General features: G+C 56.2%; 17 protein-coding genes. 13 read left to right on the top strand and 4 right to left on the bottom strand.

From position 1 onward, the window contains the following. The first annotated feature begins 51 nt into the window (after window positions 1-51). The 4 genes from BLR44_RS19840 (at window position 52) to BLR44_RS19825 (ending at window position 3612) form a co-directional block, all read left to right on the top strand. Window positions 52-1050 carry an alkaline phosphatase family protein gene (locus BLR44_RS19840; protein WP_218127127.1) on the top strand — a complete coding sequence of 333 codons (999 nt, stop codon included), beginning with the start codon at window positions 52-54 and terminating at the stop codon, window positions 1048-1050. 77 nt (window positions 1051-1127) lie between these two features. Next, window positions 1128-2378: an alkaline phosphatase family protein gene (locus BLR44_RS19835; RefSeq protein ID WP_176956132.1), complete on the top strand. Its 1251-nt coding sequence runs from the start codon at window positions 1128-1130 to the stop codon at window positions 2376-2378. A gap of 62 nt (window positions 2379-2440) precedes the next feature. Further along, window positions 2441-3031 (top strand): C40 family peptidase, encoded by a 591-nt coding sequence (locus BLR44_RS19830; protein ID WP_089685331.1) that lies wholly within the window; start codon window positions 2441-2443, stop codon window positions 3029-3031. Next, complete coding sequence (locus BLR44_RS19825; protein WP_089685330.1) at window positions 3028-3612, top strand: GNAT family N-acetyltransferase; 585 nt, start codon at window positions 3028-3030, stop codon at window positions 3610-3612. The genes BLR44_RS19830 and BLR44_RS19825 overlap by 4 nt, the downstream gene beginning before the upstream one ends. 9 nt (window positions 3613-3621) lie before the next feature. Here the strand turns inward: BLR44_RS19825 and BLR44_RS19820 are convergent, their stop codons facing one another. Both BLR44_RS19820 and carA read right to left on the bottom strand, forming a co-directional pair. Beyond that, on the bottom strand, window positions 3622-4194 hold the full coding sequence (locus BLR44_RS19820; protein ID WP_089685328.1) for a helix-turn-helix domain-containing protein: 573 nt from the start codon (window positions 4192-4194) through the stop codon (window positions 3622-3624). A 116-nt stretch (window positions 4195-4310) separates the two neighbouring features. Beyond that, on the bottom strand, window positions 4311-5417 hold the full coding sequence (gene carA, locus BLR44_RS19815; protein WP_089685325.1) for a glutamine-hydrolyzing carbamoyl-phosphate synthase small subunit: 1107 nt from the start codon (window positions 5415-5417) through the stop codon (window positions 4311-4313). A gap of 212 nt (window positions 5418-5629) precedes the next feature. Here carA and BLR44_RS19810 point away from each other — a divergent pair, with 212 nt between their 5' ends. After that, window positions 5630-6715 carry a transporter substrate-binding domain-containing protein gene (locus tag BLR44_RS19810; protein WP_089685323.1) on the top strand — a complete coding sequence of 362 codons (1086 nt, stop codon included), beginning with the start codon at window positions 5630-5632 and terminating at the stop codon, window positions 6713-6715. A gap of 61 nt (window positions 6716-6776) precedes the next feature. Further along, window positions 6777-7289: an O-acetyl-ADP-ribose deacetylase gene (locus BLR44_RS19805; RefSeq protein ID WP_089685321.1), complete on the top strand. Its 513-nt coding sequence runs from the start codon at window positions 6777-6779 to the stop codon at window positions 7287-7289. Between the two features lie 9 nt (window positions 7290-7298). On the opposite strand, the gene BLR44_RS19800 is transcribed toward BLR44_RS19805, so the two are convergent. Together BLR44_RS19800 and BLR44_RS19795 are read right to left on the bottom strand one after the other, a co-directional pair. Beyond that, window positions 7299-7682, bottom strand: coding sequence for a hypothetical protein (locus tag BLR44_RS19800; protein WP_089685319.1), 384 nt, complete (start codon window positions 7680-7682; stop codon window positions 7299-7301). 26 nt (window positions 7683-7708) lie between these two features. Continuing rightward, window positions 7709-8371 carry a hypothetical protein gene (locus BLR44_RS19795; protein ID WP_143017387.1) on the bottom strand — a complete coding sequence of 221 codons (663 nt, stop codon included), beginning with the start codon at window positions 8369-8371 and terminating at the stop codon, window positions 7709-7711. Window positions 8372-8564: 193 nt separating this feature from the next. Here BLR44_RS19795 and pheS point away from each other — a divergent pair, with 193 nt between their 5' ends. From pheS to BLR44_RS19760, 7 genes are all read left to right on the top strand, one after another. After that, window positions 8565-9626 carry a phenylalanine--tRNA ligase subunit alpha gene (gene pheS, locus BLR44_RS19790; RefSeq protein WP_176956131.1) on the top strand — a complete coding sequence of 354 codons (1062 nt, stop codon included), beginning with the start codon at window positions 8565-8567 and terminating at the stop codon, window positions 9624-9626. Between the two features lie 39 nt (window positions 9627-9665). Then, entirely contained in the window at window positions 9666-10109 is a 444-nt protein-coding gene (locus BLR44_RS19785; protein WP_089685314.1) for a Rieske (2Fe-2S) protein, read from the top strand. Between the two features lie 238 nt (window positions 10110-10347). Continuing rightward, complete coding sequence (locus BLR44_RS19780; protein ID WP_089685312.1) at window positions 10348-10695, top strand: STAS domain-containing protein; 348 nt, start codon at window positions 10348-10350, stop codon at window positions 10693-10695. After that, window positions 10679-11113 carry an ATP-binding protein gene (locus BLR44_RS19775; protein WP_176956130.1) on the top strand — a complete coding sequence of 145 codons (435 nt, stop codon included), beginning with the start codon at window positions 10679-10681 and terminating at the stop codon, window positions 11111-11113. The genes BLR44_RS19780 and BLR44_RS19775 overlap by 17 nt, the downstream gene beginning before the upstream one ends. 129 nt (window positions 11114-11242) lie before the next feature. Beyond that, window positions 11243-13552, top strand: a complete 2310-nt coding sequence (locus tag BLR44_RS19770; protein WP_089685308.1) for a peptidylprolyl isomerase — start codon at window positions 11243-11245, stop codon at window positions 13550-13552. Between the two features lie 124 nt (window positions 13553-13676). Next, complete coding sequence (locus BLR44_RS19765; protein WP_143017386.1) at window positions 13677-15050, top strand: peptidylprolyl isomerase; 1374 nt, start codon at window positions 13677-13679, stop codon at window positions 15048-15050. Then, window positions 15050-16015 carry an AAA family ATPase gene (locus BLR44_RS19760; RefSeq protein ID WP_089685304.1) on the top strand — a complete coding sequence of 322 codons (966 nt, stop codon included), beginning with the start codon at window positions 15050-15052 and terminating at the stop codon, window positions 16013-16015. The genes BLR44_RS19765 and BLR44_RS19760 overlap by 1 nt, the downstream gene beginning before the upstream one ends. The last annotated feature ends 40 nt before the right edge of the window (window positions 16016-16055 follow it).

Raw genomic sequence — 16055 nt, 5'->3', positions numbered from 1 at the left:
CAATTGTCTTCTCTGGTATCATCTTGTTTTCCGATGCTCAACCTTCTCCCCATGCGATTCTTTTCATTTGCCGCTCTGGCGCCATCCGTTGCGCTTCTTATGTTCGCTTGCCAATCGCCTCGGCCACCGGCAGATCAATCTTCCGACCCGTTCGTTGCGACCGACAACGCCTCGGCCGCGCGCGTGGGCCACGTGCTGGTGATCGGTGTTGACGGCATGAGCCCCGACGGCGTCCGACAGGCCACCACCCCCGTCCTCGATTCGCTGATGGCGCATGGTTCGTTCACGTTGCACGCGCGGGCCGTATTGCCGTCGAGTAGCAGTTCGAACTGGGCGTCGATGATCATGGCGGCCGGGCCGGAACAGCACGGCATCACGTCGAACGAATGGGAACGCGACCGACACACCCTGCCGGCCAGCACGCCCGGCTCGGAGGCAATTTTCCCGACCATCTTCGGGCAGTTGCGGGCGCAGCGACCGGAGGCAGAAATCGGGGCGATCTACCACTGGGAGGGTTTCGGGCGGTTGTTTGAGAAACGTGCGGTGAACTACGACCAGCACGGCGACACGGAAGAGGCGACCACCCAACTGGCAGAGGCGTATCTGAAAGAGAAGAGGCCGCAGTTTCTGTTCGTACACCTGGACCATGTCGATCACTGGGGTCACGAGATCGGGCACGGTACGCCCGAGTATTACCGTGCGGTCGAACGGGCCGATTCGCTCATCGGTCGGATGGTGCGGGCGGCGCAGGCGGCAGGCCTGCAAGACGATCTGCTGGTGCTGGTGACGGCCGACCACGGCGGGCTGGGTAAGTCGCACGGTGGCGAAACGCTGGCCGAAATGGAAATACCGTTCATCCTGGCGGGGAAGGGCATCAAACCCCATCACGAAATAGCCCACGTAGTCAACACGACCGACAACGCCGCTACGGTTGCGTTTGCGTTCGGACTGACCACACCGTACGCCTGGATCGGAAAGCCGGTCACAAGCGCCTTCGAAGGCTTTGCCGATGACCCCGATCGCGAGGCGGTATCGGTGGTGCAACGATAAACTTCGTCGGGTAAGTTGCGTCCGTTGGGTTTGCGTGGTACTTTTCCCTCTGCTTTGTGATGGTGTTACGCTTCGTTATGGGAAAATACCTTTTTTTCGGATGCTTCGTGCTCCTGATGGTGCAGGGGGTGTTGGGCCGTACGCCCGAACGGCCCTACGTGATCATGGTCTCGTTCGACGGTTTTCGCCACGATTACGTTGAGAAGTACGACCTGCCCCATTTTAAAGAATTTATTCGGGCGGGAGCGCAGGCCGAACGCCTCATCCCTTCCTTTCCCAGCAAAACGTTTCCGAACCATTATACGCTGGTGACGGGGCTCTATCCCGGCCACCACGGCCTGGTTTCCAATCGCTTTTATGCGCCTGAACTTCACCGAACTTATAGCATTTCCAACCGCGAGACGGTTTGTGATCCGGCGTTTTACGGCGGCACGCCCCTCTGGCAACTGGCGCAGCAACAGGGCGTTCCGACGGCCTCCTTTTTCTGGGTAGGTTCCGAAGCGCCCATCCTGGGGGAGTTTCCGGACCGTTACCTGATGTACGACGCCAGCATCCCCAACGCCAGCCGCATCGACACCGTACAACGCTGGCTGCAACTGCCCGAGGCCGAACGGCCCCACTTCATCACGCTCTATTTTTCGCTGGTCGACGACGCCGGCCATGCCTACGGTCCGAACTCCGACGAGGTGCGGGCGGCCGTGCGCGAGGCTGATACCCTGGTGGAACAACTGATGAAAATGGTGCACCAAACGGACCTGCCGATCAACGTCATTCTGACTTCTGATCATGGCATGCTGGAGATGGAGACCAAACCTGAGACGTATCTGTTTTTGCCCGAGTTGGTCGACGTGAGCGACACCACCGTCGTAACGGTTAACAACGGCACCCAGGTGTCGTTCTACACCGACGACCCGGCCCGCCGCGATGCGCTCTACCAACGCCTTAAGACGCAGGAAACCCATTTTCGGGTCTACCGGCAGTCCGACTTTCCGAAGCGCTGGCACTTTCAGAACCCTCGTGCGGGCGATGTGCTGCTGGTGGCCGACTCCGGATATTACGTCGTGGGCGTAGGGCAGGAAGAGTTTGGCAAGAAAGTCGAATGGGGAACCCACTGGGGAACGCACGGCTTCGATCCGCAGACGGTGCAGGCCGTATCGGGCATTTTCTACGCCTGGGGGCCGCAGGTACAGCCGGGCGTGATCGTCCCCGCCTTCGAGAATGTCCACGTCTATCCTTTTGTCGCGGAGCTGTTGGGGCTGAAAACGCCCCGGATCGACGGTCGTAAAAAGGTGCTCCACAGACTGTACCGACGGAGCGCCCGCCCATAGCCTACCGAACCACGAAGCGTCTTTGCTCGTTCAAAGCTCTAGAACCAGGCAGAAACAGCGCTATGAAAAAGTGGTTTTGGCCCCTGATGTGGCTGGGTGTGATGGTGAGTGGTGGATGGCTCTTTCACGAAGCGCACCACGACGCGCTACTGACCGCGCCCGCTTCCGATTCGCTCGCGATGGAACGCTCCGCTGCGGACGTGCCCTTGGTGCCGATCGCAGACGTGCCGTCCGCGCAGGACGCCCCACCGGTGCCCGAACTGGTGGTGTATGCACAGACGCTGCTGGGAACACCTTACTGTTATGCCAGCACCAATCCGTCCAAAGGCTTCGACTGCTCCGGCTTTGTTTACCATGTGTTTGAGCACTACGGGTATGACCTGCCGCGTTCGTCGCGTTTGATGGCCCGGGAGGGCAGGGAAGTGACACCGGAAGAGGCCCGGCCCGGCGATCTGATCTTTTTTCGGGGAACCGACCCCAACAGCAGTGTGGTAGGACACGTAGGCATTGTGGTGGCTGCAACGGGGGAGGAGCCGCTGCGCTTTATCCATGCGTCGTCGAACCGCACCACGCCGGAAGTCAAGTACGATTCGTTAGTCCGCCATTATAAAGAACGATTTGTCTCTGTCAAACGCGTACAGCCTGCTTCATGAAAACACCCCCCCGGTCTGCCCACCCTACCTCTCACTTGTATTTCCAATTTCCTCCCCTGATGCCCTCGGCGCGCCTGCAATACGAACCCCTCGACGAGGCGAATGCCCAGGAGGTGTTTCAGTTGTTTACGGACGATCCTAATCCTTTCATCATCGAAGATTACAAGCAAGAAGAGCTGTGGGAGCAGTACGTGCAACAACATTTGTTTTCGATCCGCTACTCCCTGAAGCGCGCGGGGTATGACTGGGTGTACCGGTTACGGCAGGCGGAAGGTGCGGTGGTGGGGATGATCAACCTCTACGGACTCAGTCGCGAGACGGGCGAAGGACAGCGCAATACGGCTACCATCGGGTTCACCACCGGCATGGCGTTTCGGCGGCAGGGCTATACGCAAGAGGCCATCCACCAGTTGGTGGCGTACATTTTTCAGCACTTCGACGTGGCGGCCGTGGTGGCTTTTACCGAGCGCGACAACGAACCCTCGCAGCGGCTGCTGCAAAAAGTGGGGTTTGTGCCCATGCCACACGACACCAGCAATCGCTTCCATTACTTTGAGCGGATGCGGGAAGGTGCGCCCTAGGGCAGCGAATTAATTCTCCAGAAAATAGACTTTGAACAGCCGACCGGGAGTCGGGAATGGATTTTCGACCGAGTGGGCAATGCGGCCGTTGAAAAAGAGCGTGTCGCCTTCTTGCAGGTCGACTGTTTTGTCGCCTACGCCGTACCGCACTTTTCCGGCCAGCACATGAATCAGCTCCATCGCGTCGGTGGCAAGTGGCGGACGGAACACGCCCGGCTGGATGGACACGATGTTCACGCGGACGTTCATGTTCGTGAAATCGGTCGAAATGAGCGACTCGTACGACAGCCCCTCGGAATCTTCCCGGTCTTCGGTTTCGCCTTCGCCCTGCCGGATCAGCAGATACGGCGGCATGGGGTCCTGGTGCACCGGCTCTACCAGTTCGGCCATGCTGACGTCGAGCGCATTGGCAATGCTGTGCAACACCGGGAGGGAAGGAATGGTCCGGAAGTTTTCGATTTTCGACAGCAGGCCTGCCGTCACCTTGCTGGCTTCGGCGACTTCTTTCAGGCTGAGGCGTTTGTCTTTTCTTACCTCTTTGATTTTCCGGCCGATACGGCTCAACGCATCGCTTTTTACCATGGGAACAGGAGGGGCAGCATGAGGTGTAACGAGAGGTTAGGCGACCGACGGGCGGGGTTACCCAAAGCGGAAAAAGGACAGGTTGCCCCGTCCTTTTTCCATCCCGTTCAGGTCGTTTATGATTTCTGCATGTTGTCGATGAACTCATCGAACAGGTAGCGCGAGTCGTGCGGACCCGGCGAAGATTCGGGGTGGTACTGCACCGAAAACGCCGCCCGTTCTTTCACGCGAATGCCTTCTACGGTTTGGTCGTTCAGGTTCAGGTGCGTGATTTCCACGCGGTCCTGTTTATCGAGTTCGTCTTTCGCTACGCCGAAGCCGTGGTTTTGTGACGTGACTTCGCAGCGGCCGGTAATCAGGTTTTTGACCGGATGGTTCAGCCCCCGGTGGCCGTGGTGCATTTTGTACGTGTTGAGGCCGTTGGCGCGGGCCAGGATCTGATGACCGAGGCAGATGCCGAACACCGGGCTGCCCGACTCCTGTGCGTCGCGGACTGTATCGACCGCGTAATCCATCACGCCGGGGTCGCCCGGGCCGTTCGAGATGAAGTAGCCGTTCGGTTCCCACAATTTCATTTCCTGGAAGGGCGTCTGGGCCGGAAATACTTTGCAGTATACGCCGCGGTTGGCCAGGTTTTTCAAAATCGATTTCTTGATGCCCAGGTCCAGCACCGCCACTTTGATGTCGGACGAGGGGTTGCCCATGTCGTAAACGGTAGACGTCGAGACCTGCGTGGCCAGTTCCAGGTTCAGCATGGAAGGCACCTCCGTGCGGAGTTTGTGAAGCAGCTGGTCTTTGTCCAGAATCTCCGAAGAGATCATCGCGTTCATGGCCCCTTTGCTGCGGATGTAGCGGACAATTTTGCGCGTGTCTACGTCGCTGATGCCGACGATGCCCGCCTCTTCCAGGTAGCGTTGCAGGGAGTGGTCGGCGCGCTTGCGCGAGTAGATCGAGGCGAATTCGTCGCAGACGAGCCCGCAGAACTTGACCGATCCGGACTCCTGTTCGGGCTCGAATACCCCGTAGTTGCCGATGTGGGCCGTCGTGTTGACGATGATCTGACCGTAGTACGAAGGGTCGGTGTAAATTTCCTGATAGCCGGTCATGCCGGTATTGAAACAAAGTTCACCGCCGGTGGTACCGATTTTTCCGATCGCTTTTCCAACGAAAGCGGTGCCGTCTTCAAGTACGAGGAGGGCATCCTGACGAGACTGGTATTTCATGCGTGAGTTAGGCGTGGGATGAGTTCATCAAAAAGCCGGTGCACCTCAACGCGAGGAACCGGACAAATTGCGCAAACTTAAAAAAAAATGAAAAAGGTGGTCGCTGTTCTTTAAACTTTATCACCTTATCGCGGAAATGTTTAACAACTTAGAAATAGAGAGTCGCTAACAGGCACTACGCAGAAGTGTAGTCGATTGGTTACTTTCCCCGTATGGTTCGACTGATTCTTCTCCTCTTTTGCGGGCTGCTGGCGCACCCGCTTCTGGCCCAGCAGTTTGTCGATTCTACGTTTCAGCTCCCGACGCGCACGCTGGTGGTGGCGACCAAACCCGTGGCGCCGTTCGTCATTCACCACCCCAACGGCACCTGGAGTGGCATCAGCGTGGCCCTGTGGGAAGACATTGCCCGCGAGCTGAACCTGCGCTACGAGTGGCAGGAGATGGACCTGGCCCAGATGACCGACGCGCTGGCCGACAGCTCGATCGACGTGGCGGTGGCGGCGCTCAGCATCACCGAAGACCGCGAAGCGCGCTTTGATTTTACCCATCCGTACTACACCACCGGTTTGGCCATTGCGACCCGCACGACACAGAAAAGCGGCTGGGGAGTGATGAAGCGGCTGTTTTCGCCCCAGTTCTGGCAGGTGGTGGGCGTGCTGATTCTGCTGTTGCTGCTGGTGGGCGCGCTGGTGTGGCTCTTCGAGCGGCGGCGCAATGCCGACCAGTTCGAGCGGGGTTGGCGCGGCATCGGCTCGGGGTTCTGGTGGTCGGCCGTGACGATGACCACCGTAGGGTACGGCGACAAGGCACCTTCGACGTGGGGCGGTCGCATCGTGGCGTTGGTCTGGATGTTTGTCGCCCTGATCGTGATTTCCAGCTTTACGGCCGCGCTGACGTCGGCACTGACGTTGCAAGAGCTGGAGGGGAGCATCAAGGGGCGCGCCGACCTGCCCGACGTACGCGTGGGGGCCGTGGCCAACTCGACGGGGGCGGCTTATCTGGAGCGGGAACGCATCGGTTTCCAGCAACTGCCCACGCCCGCGGCCGGATTGCAGGCCCTGCACGAAGATCGGCTGGATGCTTTTGTCTATGACGATGCGGTGCTGCGCTACGAAGTAACTCAGCGGGGGGATGACGTATTGCAGGTCCTGCCCGAGCGGTTCGGGCTTCAGTACTACGGCATCGGCCTGCCTTCCGGTAGCCCGCTGCGCGAGCCAGTCAACCGCGTGTTGCTCGACAAAGTGAGTGAGTCGGCCTGGCGCGACGTGCTGTTCCGGTACTTAGGCTCGGAGGAGTAAGGAGCAACGCCACGGCTCGCGCCGCGTATGCAACAGTATACTTTTAGCATGGAATACGATCATGGACATTCGAGTTGAAAAAGGCGATATCACCAAAATGGAAGTCGATGCCATCGTGAATGCTGCCAATTCGAGCCTACGGGGCGGCGGGGGTGTCGATGGGGCCATTCATCGGGCGGGCGGCCCGGCAATCATGGCCGATCTGGACAAGATCCGAGCACGACAAGGCGGTTGTGGAGTGGGGGAAGCGGTCATTACCGGCGGCGGCCGTTTGCCGGCGCAACACGTTATCCACACGGTCGGGCCGGTCTGGAACGGCGGGCACAAGGGCGAGCCGGAGAAACTGGCCCAGGCTTACCGCAACAGCTTGCGTCTGGCGGCAGAGCATGGCGCTCGGACCGTAGCGATTCCCAACATCAGTACGGGCATTTACGGTTATCCGAAACGAGAAGCGGCAGAAGTGGCCCTCCAGGAAGTAAAAGCCTTCGGGGAAAATCCCGGCCCGGTCGAAACAGTGATCTTCGTATGCTTCGATGAAGAAAATTACCAATTGTACCAGCAGGCGCTGGCGTAGTCCCTCACCCTATGGCGTACGGTACAGGTAACCAATGGCGGTGCGGCTTTCGTAGCGGAGCGTGGTGTCGTTGGGAAAGCTGTACGACCAGGTCACTTGTTTTAACGGTTGCTGAATGACTTCTCCGCTCTTGCCGACGTAGCCCAGAGCGCGCATTTCCACGTTGTTGCGTCGGTCATCGGTTGTATAGAGTCCCCACAGGGACGAAGCCAGGATGGTATCTTCTGCGTAGCCGGTAAAGGGGTAGGTCGCGGTGAACGAGCCGTCGGCTTCGAAGGTATAAACCACGCCCCCGCCGTTCCAGCTGCCGAGCAACCGGTTTGGGTCGATCGATTCGTGCTGACAGGCCGAAAGGCCCAGGCAAAGCAAAAGACAGAGGCAGAACGTACGCATGGAGATCGGAGCGAAGTCGGTGATTATCAGAAATAAAACCCTACGGATGGCATAAAATAGAGGGAAACATACGGTTTCTGTGCCTCGTCGAACTGCAATTGTGCCCCGCCCAGCAGATTGGCGATGAGGTGCCCACGGCTGATCAGAAACTGGTAGCCCGAAGCTACTCCAAACGCATACGGTTGGGAAGCGGCTACCGGCGCAAGCGGATCGGCTTGTTTGGGCAAATCGCGCAGCATCCACAGCGTATAAGGCCGCACGGAGGCATCGGCGTACAGCAGGGTGCCGTACGAGGCGGTCGCTTGCACGTACCATCCGGACGGAGCCGGTTGCAAAGGAAAATACCGCACAAAGCCGTCGATCAGGTAACCGGCGTGGTTGTAGTCCTGGTCCACCAATCGGTAATTGTCGCGTTGTCCGTCGCCGGGTCCCCATTTAAAATGACCGACGACGCCTGCCGAGAACGAGCCGCTCAGGGTCGCTTCCAGTTCCAGGCCAGCGGTGTTCCAGAAAAAGCCCGGTACCACTTTCACATTGAGCAAACTGGCTTTGGTATTGGCGGGCACAATGGTGCGCGTCGTGGCAGGAGCAAGCGAATCGCCCGGTACCATCGCCTGAGCGGTACCTGCCAGAACGCAGAGTAATCCGGCGAGAATCAATCCCTTACGAAACATAGCGTGCGGTTTCATACAGAAATCAAAGGTAGGCAGCGCCGCAAGGTTTCTCCAGCGGTACGCACGGGGCGGCACGCAGTTGAATGTAAGAAATACGTTCGGTTCGTCATTCCTCGGCCCGCTTTTCCGCACGACACGAACAGGCGCGCCTAAACAAAAATCGACTTCCGGCCGGGTCATCAGTGCGGGAGGTCTTCTATCTTTGCGTATGATGAAGGAAAAAATCGAAGCGGTTCGGCAGGAAATCGTCTCTGCCTCCATTGAAACTCCGGCTCAACTGGAAGAATTTCGGATCGGCTACGTGGGCCGTAAAGGGAAAGTCGCCGACCTGTTCGCCGGCCTCCGCGATGTTCCGGCCGAAGACCGCCGGGCGGTAGGGCAGGAGCTGAACGAACTGAAGCAACTGGCCCAGCAGCGTTTTGACGAAGGAAAAGCGACGATGGAACAGGGCCAGACGTCGGACGTGCCGCCCCCGTTGGACCTGACGCTGCCGGTAGTGCCCAAAGAGCTGGGCGCACGCCATCCGCTTTCGCTGGTGCGGGACCGGATCGTTGAGGTGTTTGCCCGCATCGGTTTCAGCGTGGCCGAAGGTCCCGAAATCGAGGACGACTGGCACAACTTCTCGGCATTGAACTTTCCGCCCGATCACCCGGCGCGCGACATGCAGGATACGTTCTTCATCGAACGAAATCCTGGTCAGGACAACGACATTGCGCTGCGCACACATACTTCGTCGGTACAAGTACGGATGATGGAACGCCACAAGCCGCCGATCCGGATGATCATGCCCGGGCGGGTGTTCCGCAACGAAGCCATCTCGGCCCGTGCGCACTGCTATTTCCACCAGGTCGAAGGGTTGTACATCGCAGAGAACGTCAGCATGGCCGATTTGAAACAAACCCTTTATTACTTCGCCCGCGAAATGTTTGGACCGCAGACGCAGGTGCGCTTCCGGCCGTCGTTCTTCCCTTTTACCGAACCCAGCGCGGAAATCGACATTTCGTGTGGGCTGCGTCAGCCCGGTACCTGCCAGATTTGTGGCGGCTCCGAAAATATTTGCAAAGGCACCGGCTGGATCGAAATCGGCGGTGCGGGCATGGTCGACCCCAATGTGTTGTCTAATTGCGGCATTGATCCGGAACGCTACACCGGCTTCGCCTTTGGCATGGGCATCGAACGGATCACCATGATCAAATATCGAATCAGCGATATACGTTTATTCTCTGAAAACGACGTGCGGTTCTTACAACAGTTCACGTCGTTGGGTTAATCCGGCCGGTGCCGGGTTGAAAAGAGAAAACGGACGACCATGAAATACGGAAGCAGAAAGCACCGCTGGGCGGGTTGGCTGGTGGGGCTAGGCGTTCTGGCAGGGGCCTGCCAGAACGACAATTACATCATCGATCCGCTGCCAACGGCCATTGTCAACGAACAGATTGTGTTGACTGACCCACGCTACGTGCGGTTGCAACTGGACGGCGGCTATGTGGAGTTGGATCGCGGTGGGCTGAAGGGACTGATCATCTACCGGGTCAGCAACGGCAAATTCCGGGCGTTCGAGCGGCAGTGTACCTGGCAGCCGACCGACACGTGTTCGCAGGTGATGGTCGATCCGTCCGGGCAATTTATGATCGATACCTGTTGCGGTTCACAATTCGACTTCGAAGGACGTGTCACGGCCCCGCCGGCCGTTTCGCCTTTGCGGCAATACGCAGCGGTAGTTTCCAGTAACGTGTTGTATATCAGCAACTAAGAATAAATAAAGCGCCTCGCGTAACCTTTCCTACCGGCTTGCGTAGCACTCTTTTATGACCAGGGCTTTAGCGCTTTCTTCGCATTGACGCGTGCTAGCTTTTATTAATTTTTCTTTTATTTTTTTACATAGAATTGTGATCGTTAGGGTGTAAAGTGTTGGATTCTTCCGCGCACTCTCCCTATATTCAGGGCTGTCACCACAACCTTATGGTTTAATACACGTTAATTTGCGATAGATGGAATTGTTTGTTAATACAGAAGAAAACTTCTGCATCATTAAAGTAAGAGGAGAGTTGGATGCGAGTTCTTCTATCTCCCTGGATCAAACCATTGAGCGCGTTGTTGCCGATGGGGCGAAAAACATCTTGGTGGATTGTAGTGAATTGAATTACATTTCTTCCGCGGGATTAGGCGTTTTTATGTCGTACCTGAAAGAGTTTGAAGAAAGCAACATCAATTTGGTGTTGTTTGAGGTGAGCGACAAAGTGAAAGGCGTATTTGAGATTTTAGGTCTGGATGAACTCATTCACATCACGCCAACCAAAGAAGAAGCAAAGAATATGGCAAATGCATCGACATCTTAAAATAGAATGTCGTCTTGAAAATTTAAAGGAGATCCGATCTTTTATCCAGGATAATCTGCAAACGCTCGCCATTAACGAACTGGAGCAGAACCTGATGGTCGTGGCGATCGACGAAATGTGTGCGAATTTGATCATCCATGCCAACGAGCGCGACGAAAGCAAGTTTATCCATGTGGGTGTGCAGCCCCTCGAAGACGGCGTCATTTTTGAATTGAAAGACAACGGACATTCGTTCGATCCGAGTAGTTACATCGAGTCTTCGTTGACCGAAGTGAAACGGCTGCGCCGCAAAGGCGGGCTGGGTCTGTCGTTAGTGCGCCGCATTATGGACAAGATCGAATACGTTCAGAGCGAAGACTGCAACGTTTGTCTTCTTTACAAAAAGCTGAATTTATACTCGCAACTATCAGGTATATAAGACTTTAGCAAAGCAATGCTTTGAAACAAGCCCCTTTGGTTATTCCAAGACCAAAGGGGCTTGTTGTACATTTAAGGGTACCGATAAATTAAGTAAACTTGCAGTACTATATCTTCTTGAAAAGCCTCTATGAGAAACACGCTGATTACGTTGCTGTGTGGGACAGCCGTAGTGGTGGGTTGTAAAACAACTGACAGCCAGAAAACTCAGCCAGAGCCTGTTATTATTCAGTTTGGAGAGCAACAGGTACCTACCAGCGAATTTCGCTACGTCTACGAAAAAAATAACGCCAACAGTCCCGACATCTATACGGAAGAAAGTCTCCGCGATTACCTGACGCTTTACACCAACTTTAAGCTGAAGGTGTACGATGCGGAACGCATGGGGCTGGACACGACCGAAGCCTTTGAGACGGAACTGGACGGCTACAAACAGCAGCTGGCGCAACCGTACCTGACTGAAAAGAGCGTTACGGAGCAGCTGGTGAGCGAAGCGTACGAGCGCCTGAAACAGGAGGTGAATGCGTCGCACATTCTGATTGAAGTCGCTCCCGAGGCCGATCCGCGCGATACGCTGGCCGCTTACAATAAAGCGGTGAGCATTCGGCAGCAGGCCTTGGGCGGGCGCGACTTTGCCACCCTGGCCCGGCATTATTCGCAGGACCCTTCGGTGACGCGTAACGACGGAAACCTAGGCTATTTTACAGCCCTGCAAATGGTATATCCCTTCGAAGATGCGGCGTTCCGTACCCCCGTAGGTGGCGTTTCGGAGCCGGTGCGTACGCGGTTCGGTTACCACATCATCAAAGTTCACGATCGCCGTCCGTCGCGCGGCCGGGTCAAAGTAGCCCACCTGATGGTCCGCGCCAACACGGGCATGTCCGAAGCCGATTCGTTGCAGGCCAAGCGCAAGATCGACGAACTGGCCAAGCGTCTGGCCGATGGGGAGCCGTGGGATGCGCTGGTGGCGCAGTTTTCGGAAGACAACTCATCGCGGAACCGGGGTGGGGTGTTGCCGATCTTCGGGACCGGCAACATGATCCCTTCGTTCGAAGAGGCAGCCTTTGCTCTCAAAAATCCAGGCGACTTGTCGGAGCCTACGCAGACGCCTTACGGCTGGCACATCATCAAACTCATAGAGAAAGAAGGGCTGGCGCCATTCAGCGAACTGGAGAACGACTTGCGTGCCAAAGTCAACAAAGACTCGCGCTCGGAACTGAACCGCAGTGCGCTCATCAAGCGCCTGAAAAGCGAAAACGAATTTGCCGAGAAGGCCTCGAACGTAGACGCGGCGCTTGCGGGGGTAGATTCAACGTTTTTGACCGGTACGTGGAAGTACGATCCGAACGCCACCCACCTGACCGACGTGCTCTTTACCGTGAAGGACAGCACCCTGACCCGGCGCGATTTTTACAACTACCTGTCGGAACATCAGCGGAAATCCGCCAACACTTCGCCGGAATATGCCGCCCGGCTGGCTTACGACCAGTACGTCGACGAAACCCTGGTGGCCTACGAAAGGGACCACCTGGCTGAAAAGTATGTGGACTACCGCATGTTGGTGAAAGAGTACCGGGACGGAATTTTGTTGTTCCAACTGATGGACGAAAAAGTCTGGTCGCAGGCCATTGAAGATACGGCTGGCTTGCGCTCCTTTTTCGAGCAGCACCGGGATGATTACCGCTGGGACGAACGAGCGCAGGCGGTCATTTACAACACAGCCAATCAGGACGTATTACGCGAGGTGAAGCAGAAGCTGGACGGCAAAATCTTCCCGATTCAGGAGAAATTTTCGGACATTACGTTCGAGGCGGGCCAGAGTGAACTCACAGAACCGCAGAAAGATCAGTTGGCAGAACTTCTGGGCCGGGCGCAACGCGACTCTACCCTGTATATCGACGTAATCGGGCACGTAGACGCTAGTGAAAAAAGTAGCGTGTCTAAAGCACGAGCACTGGCCGTACGCAACTATTTCGCCGAACAGGGCATTGAGGAAAAACGACTGATTGCCAAAGACTTTGGTCGCCGCCCGCCGGTAGGGGCTGCTAAACTGCCGCACAACCGTCGGGTGTCGTTTCTGGCCTACAGCTCTTCGAACGAGGAGCTGGAACGCCTGTTGAACGTGGAACAGTCGCTGAACCTGGACGTGATTGAAGGCAAGTTCCAGAAAGGTGATCAGCCGGTGCTCGACCAGATCGAGTGGAAACCCGGCACTTACGAAGTGGCACGCGACGGACGCATTTACCTGGTGAAAATCAAGACAATCGAAGCGCCGCGCGGCAAAACCCTGAGCGAAGCCCGGGGACAGGCCATCTCCGATTACCAGAATTACCTGGAACAGCAATGGGTGGAACAACTGCGCGCCACTTACCCAGTGACGGTGAATGAAGAGGAGGTGCAGAAGCTCATTCGCCCCAAATCGACTTCTCAGGGAGAATAAATCGGTGGCGAGGGCAGCGCGGGTAAAATACCCCTTCCGCTGCGCCGTTACTCCTACGTAAAACAGCTGCTTGATGAACTATTGCAGGCCAGCGGGCGTCATGATAAAGTTCAATCGTACTTCTATGAAAAAAATCTCTTTTCCTGTGCATCGTGCGTGGGGTATGCTTCTGCTGGCCTTTGCGGTGGCGATCGGGCTGGTCAGTCCGGCGCGGGCACAGCAGAAAACGAACGTAGACAAGATCGTCGCGAAGGTCGATAACTACATTGTGCTGCGCTCCGATGTGGAAATGACCTACGTGCAAATGCTCTCGAACGGCGAAAAAGACAACGGTAACCTGAAGTGCGAGGTGCTGGAAAACCTGCTGGTGAGCAAGATGATGCTGGCAAAGGCAGAGATCGACTCGGTGATGGTCGAAGATGCGATGGTGGAAGACCAGATGACCCGCCGCATGCAGTACTTCATCAACCAGATCGGTTCGCAGGAAAAGCTCGAAGAACTGTACGGCAAGACGATCGACCAACTGAAAGGCGAACTGCGCAAACAGGTGCGCGAACAGATGATCGTACAAAAGATGCAGGAGACCATCACGGCCGATGTCAAGGTGACGCCTGCCGAAGTGCGTAAATTTTTCAATTCGATTCCCCGCGATAGCCTGCCTTACTTTTCGACCGAAGTAGAAGTCGGGCAGATCGTAAAATATCCGGAGGTAAGCAAAGAACAGAAGCAGAAGGCCAAAGAGAAACTGCAGGACCTGCGGAAGCGCATCGTCAATGGTGAGGATTTCGCCGAGCTGTCTAAAACGTATTCTGAAGATCCGGGGTCGGCCAAAAAAGGGGGCGATCTGGGTTGGTGGGGACGCGGGGCCATGGTGCCTGAGTTCGAAGGCGCTGCGCTGCAACTGAAACCCGGTGAGATGTCGCCGGTAATCGAATCTCCCTTTGGTTTTCACCTCATTCGGCTGGAAGAACGCAAAGGTACGCAGTACCGCGCGCGGCACATCCTGATCAAACCGGAATCGTCGACGTTGGACCTCAACGACGCCAAAGACTACCTCGATAGCCTGCGTTCGGTGATTCTGGCCGATAGCATTTCGTTCGAGAAGGCCGCAAAAGAGTATTCGGACGACGAAATGACCAAGACGAGCGGCGGTTTTTTTGTTGATCCTTCTACCAACATTTCGCGCATGCCCGTCGAAAGCATCGATCCTGTCGTATTTTTTGTGATCGATACCATGAAAGTGGGCAACATCTCTCCGCCCCTGAAATTCCGTACCGAAGACGGAAAAGATGCCCTGCGCATTTTGTACTACAAGGCACGAACCGCTCCGCACCAGGCCAATCTGAAGGAAGACTACCAGAAGATCTACAATGCGGCGCTGGCCGAAAAGAAACAGCGACTTTTGAGCGACTGGTTTGAGTCGACTCGGTCTGAGGTGTACATTAGCATCGATCCCATGTACGATTCGTGCGACCTTCTTAACAAAGAGACATTTTAATGCAGACATTCCAGAGCGACGTCGAGGCAGCAGATGCCTTTAAAGCGTCGTATGATCAACTGAAACAGGAAATCGGCCGCGTCATCATCGGACAAGACGAAGTCGTCAGGTTAGTACTTACCGCCATTTTTTGCCAGGGGCATTGCCTGCTGGTCGGGGTACCCGGGTTGGCCAAAACGCTGCTGATCCAGACCATTTCGTCGGTGCTGGAACTGAAGTTCAACCGCATCCAGTTTACGCCGGACCTGATGCCTTCCGACATCATCGGGTCGGAAACACTGGACAATAACCGCAACCTGCGCTTCATTCCGGGACCGGTGTTTTCCAACATTGTGCTGGCGGACGAGATCAACCGTACTCCGCCTAAAACGCAGGCTGCCCTGTTGGAATCGATGCAGGAATATGCCGTGACGGTGGCCGGCGAGCGACACGCCTTGGAGCGTCCGTTCTTTGTGCTGGCGACGCAGAACCCCATCGAACAAGAAGGAACGTATCCTTTGCCCGAGGCGCAGCTGGACCGTTTTATGTTCAACATTTTGTTGGATTACCCTTCGTTTCAATCGGAAGTGGCCGTGGTCAAGAACACCACTACGGTCAAAAAACAAGATCTGAAACACGTCCTTTCCGGAGCGGACATTCGGCAGTTTCAGGAGCTGATACGGCGGGTGCCCATCGCCGACAACGTAGTGGAATACGCCGTGCGGTTGGTACACAAAACGCGGCCGGGTACCGAACTGGCTTCCAGCGAAGCGGGACAGTACCTGGAATGGGGAGCGGGCCCGCGGGCTTCGCAGTACCTCGTGCTGGGGGCCAAATGCAACGCCCTGTTGAACGGAAAGTATTCGCCCGATATCGAAGATGTGAAGGCCGTGGCTGTGCCCGTGTTGCGTCACCGCATCGTGCGGAACTTCAAAGCCGAAGCCGAAGATATTTCCGTCGACGATATCATCCGACGTTTGTTGTAACCGGACCTCTAATCAAAAGAAAAAGCCGATCTACTCGCAG

It is taken from the genome of Catalinimonas alkaloidigena, from assembly GCF_900100765.1.
Lineage (GTDB): Bacteria > Bacteroidota > Bacteroidia > Cytophagales > Flexibacteraceae > Mooreia > Mooreia alkaloidigena.
This window is presented reverse-complemented; position numbering and strand designations above follow the sequence as displayed.

What these genes read in the sequence shown, in the direction of transcription:
- BLR44_RS19840 (WP_218127127.1), top strand. Translation starts at nt 52, where the DNA reads ATGCGATTCTTTTCATTTGCCGCTCTGGCGCCATCCGTTGCGCTTCTT.
- BLR44_RS19835 (WP_176956132.1), top strand. Translation starts at nt 1,128, where the DNA reads ATGGGAAAATACCTTTTTTTCGGATGCTTCGTGCTCCTGATGGTGCAG.
- BLR44_RS19830 (WP_089685331.1), top strand. Translation starts at nt 2,441, where the DNA reads ATGAAAAAGTGGTTTTGGCCCCTGATGTGGCTGGGTGTGATGGTGAGT.
- BLR44_RS19825 (WP_089685330.1), top strand. Translation starts at nt 3,028, where the DNA reads ATGAAAACACCCCCCCGGTCTGCCCACCCTACCTCTCACTTGTATTTC.
- BLR44_RS19820 (WP_089685328.1), bottom strand. Translation starts at nt 4,194, where the DNA reads ATGGTAAAAAGCGATGCGTTGAGCCGTATCGGCCGGAAAATCAAAGAG.
- carA (WP_089685325.1), bottom strand. Translation starts at nt 5,417, where the DNA reads ATGAAATACCAGTCTCGTCAGGATGCCCTCCTCGTACTTGAAGACGGC.
- BLR44_RS19810 (WP_089685323.1), top strand. Translation starts at nt 5,630, where the DNA reads ATGGTTCGACTGATTCTTCTCCTCTTTTGCGGGCTGCTGGCGCACCCG.
- BLR44_RS19805 (WP_089685321.1), top strand. Translation starts at nt 6,777, where the DNA reads ATGGACATTCGAGTTGAAAAAGGCGATATCACCAAAATGGAAGTCGAT.
- BLR44_RS19800 (WP_089685319.1), bottom strand. Translation starts at nt 7,682, where the DNA reads ATGCGTACGTTCTGCCTCTGTCTTTTGCTTTGCCTGGGCCTTTCGGCC.
- BLR44_RS19795 (WP_143017387.1), bottom strand. Translation starts at nt 8,371, where the DNA reads ATGAAACCGCACGCTATGTTTCGTAAGGGATTGATTCTCGCCGGATTA.
- pheS (WP_176956131.1), top strand. Translation starts at nt 8,565, where the DNA reads ATGATGAAGGAAAAAATCGAAGCGGTTCGGCAGGAAATCGTCTCTGCC.
- BLR44_RS19785 (WP_089685314.1), top strand. Translation starts at nt 9,666, where the DNA reads ATGAAATACGGAAGCAGAAAGCACCGCTGGGCGGGTTGGCTGGTGGGG.
- BLR44_RS19780 (WP_089685312.1), top strand. Translation starts at nt 10,348, where the DNA reads ATGGAATTGTTTGTTAATACAGAAGAAAACTTCTGCATCATTAAAGTA.
- BLR44_RS19775 (WP_176956130.1), top strand. Translation starts at nt 10,679, where the DNA reads ATGCATCGACATCTTAAAATAGAATGTCGTCTTGAAAATTTAAAGGAG.
- BLR44_RS19770 (WP_089685308.1), top strand. Translation starts at nt 11,243, where the DNA reads ATGAGAAACACGCTGATTACGTTGCTGTGTGGGACAGCCGTAGTGGTG.
- BLR44_RS19765 (WP_143017386.1), top strand. Translation starts at nt 13,677, where the DNA reads ATGAAAAAAATCTCTTTTCCTGTGCATCGTGCGTGGGGTATGCTTCTG.
- BLR44_RS19760 (WP_089685304.1), top strand. Translation starts at nt 15,050, where the DNA reads ATGCAGACATTCCAGAGCGACGTCGAGGCAGCAGATGCCTTTAAAGCG.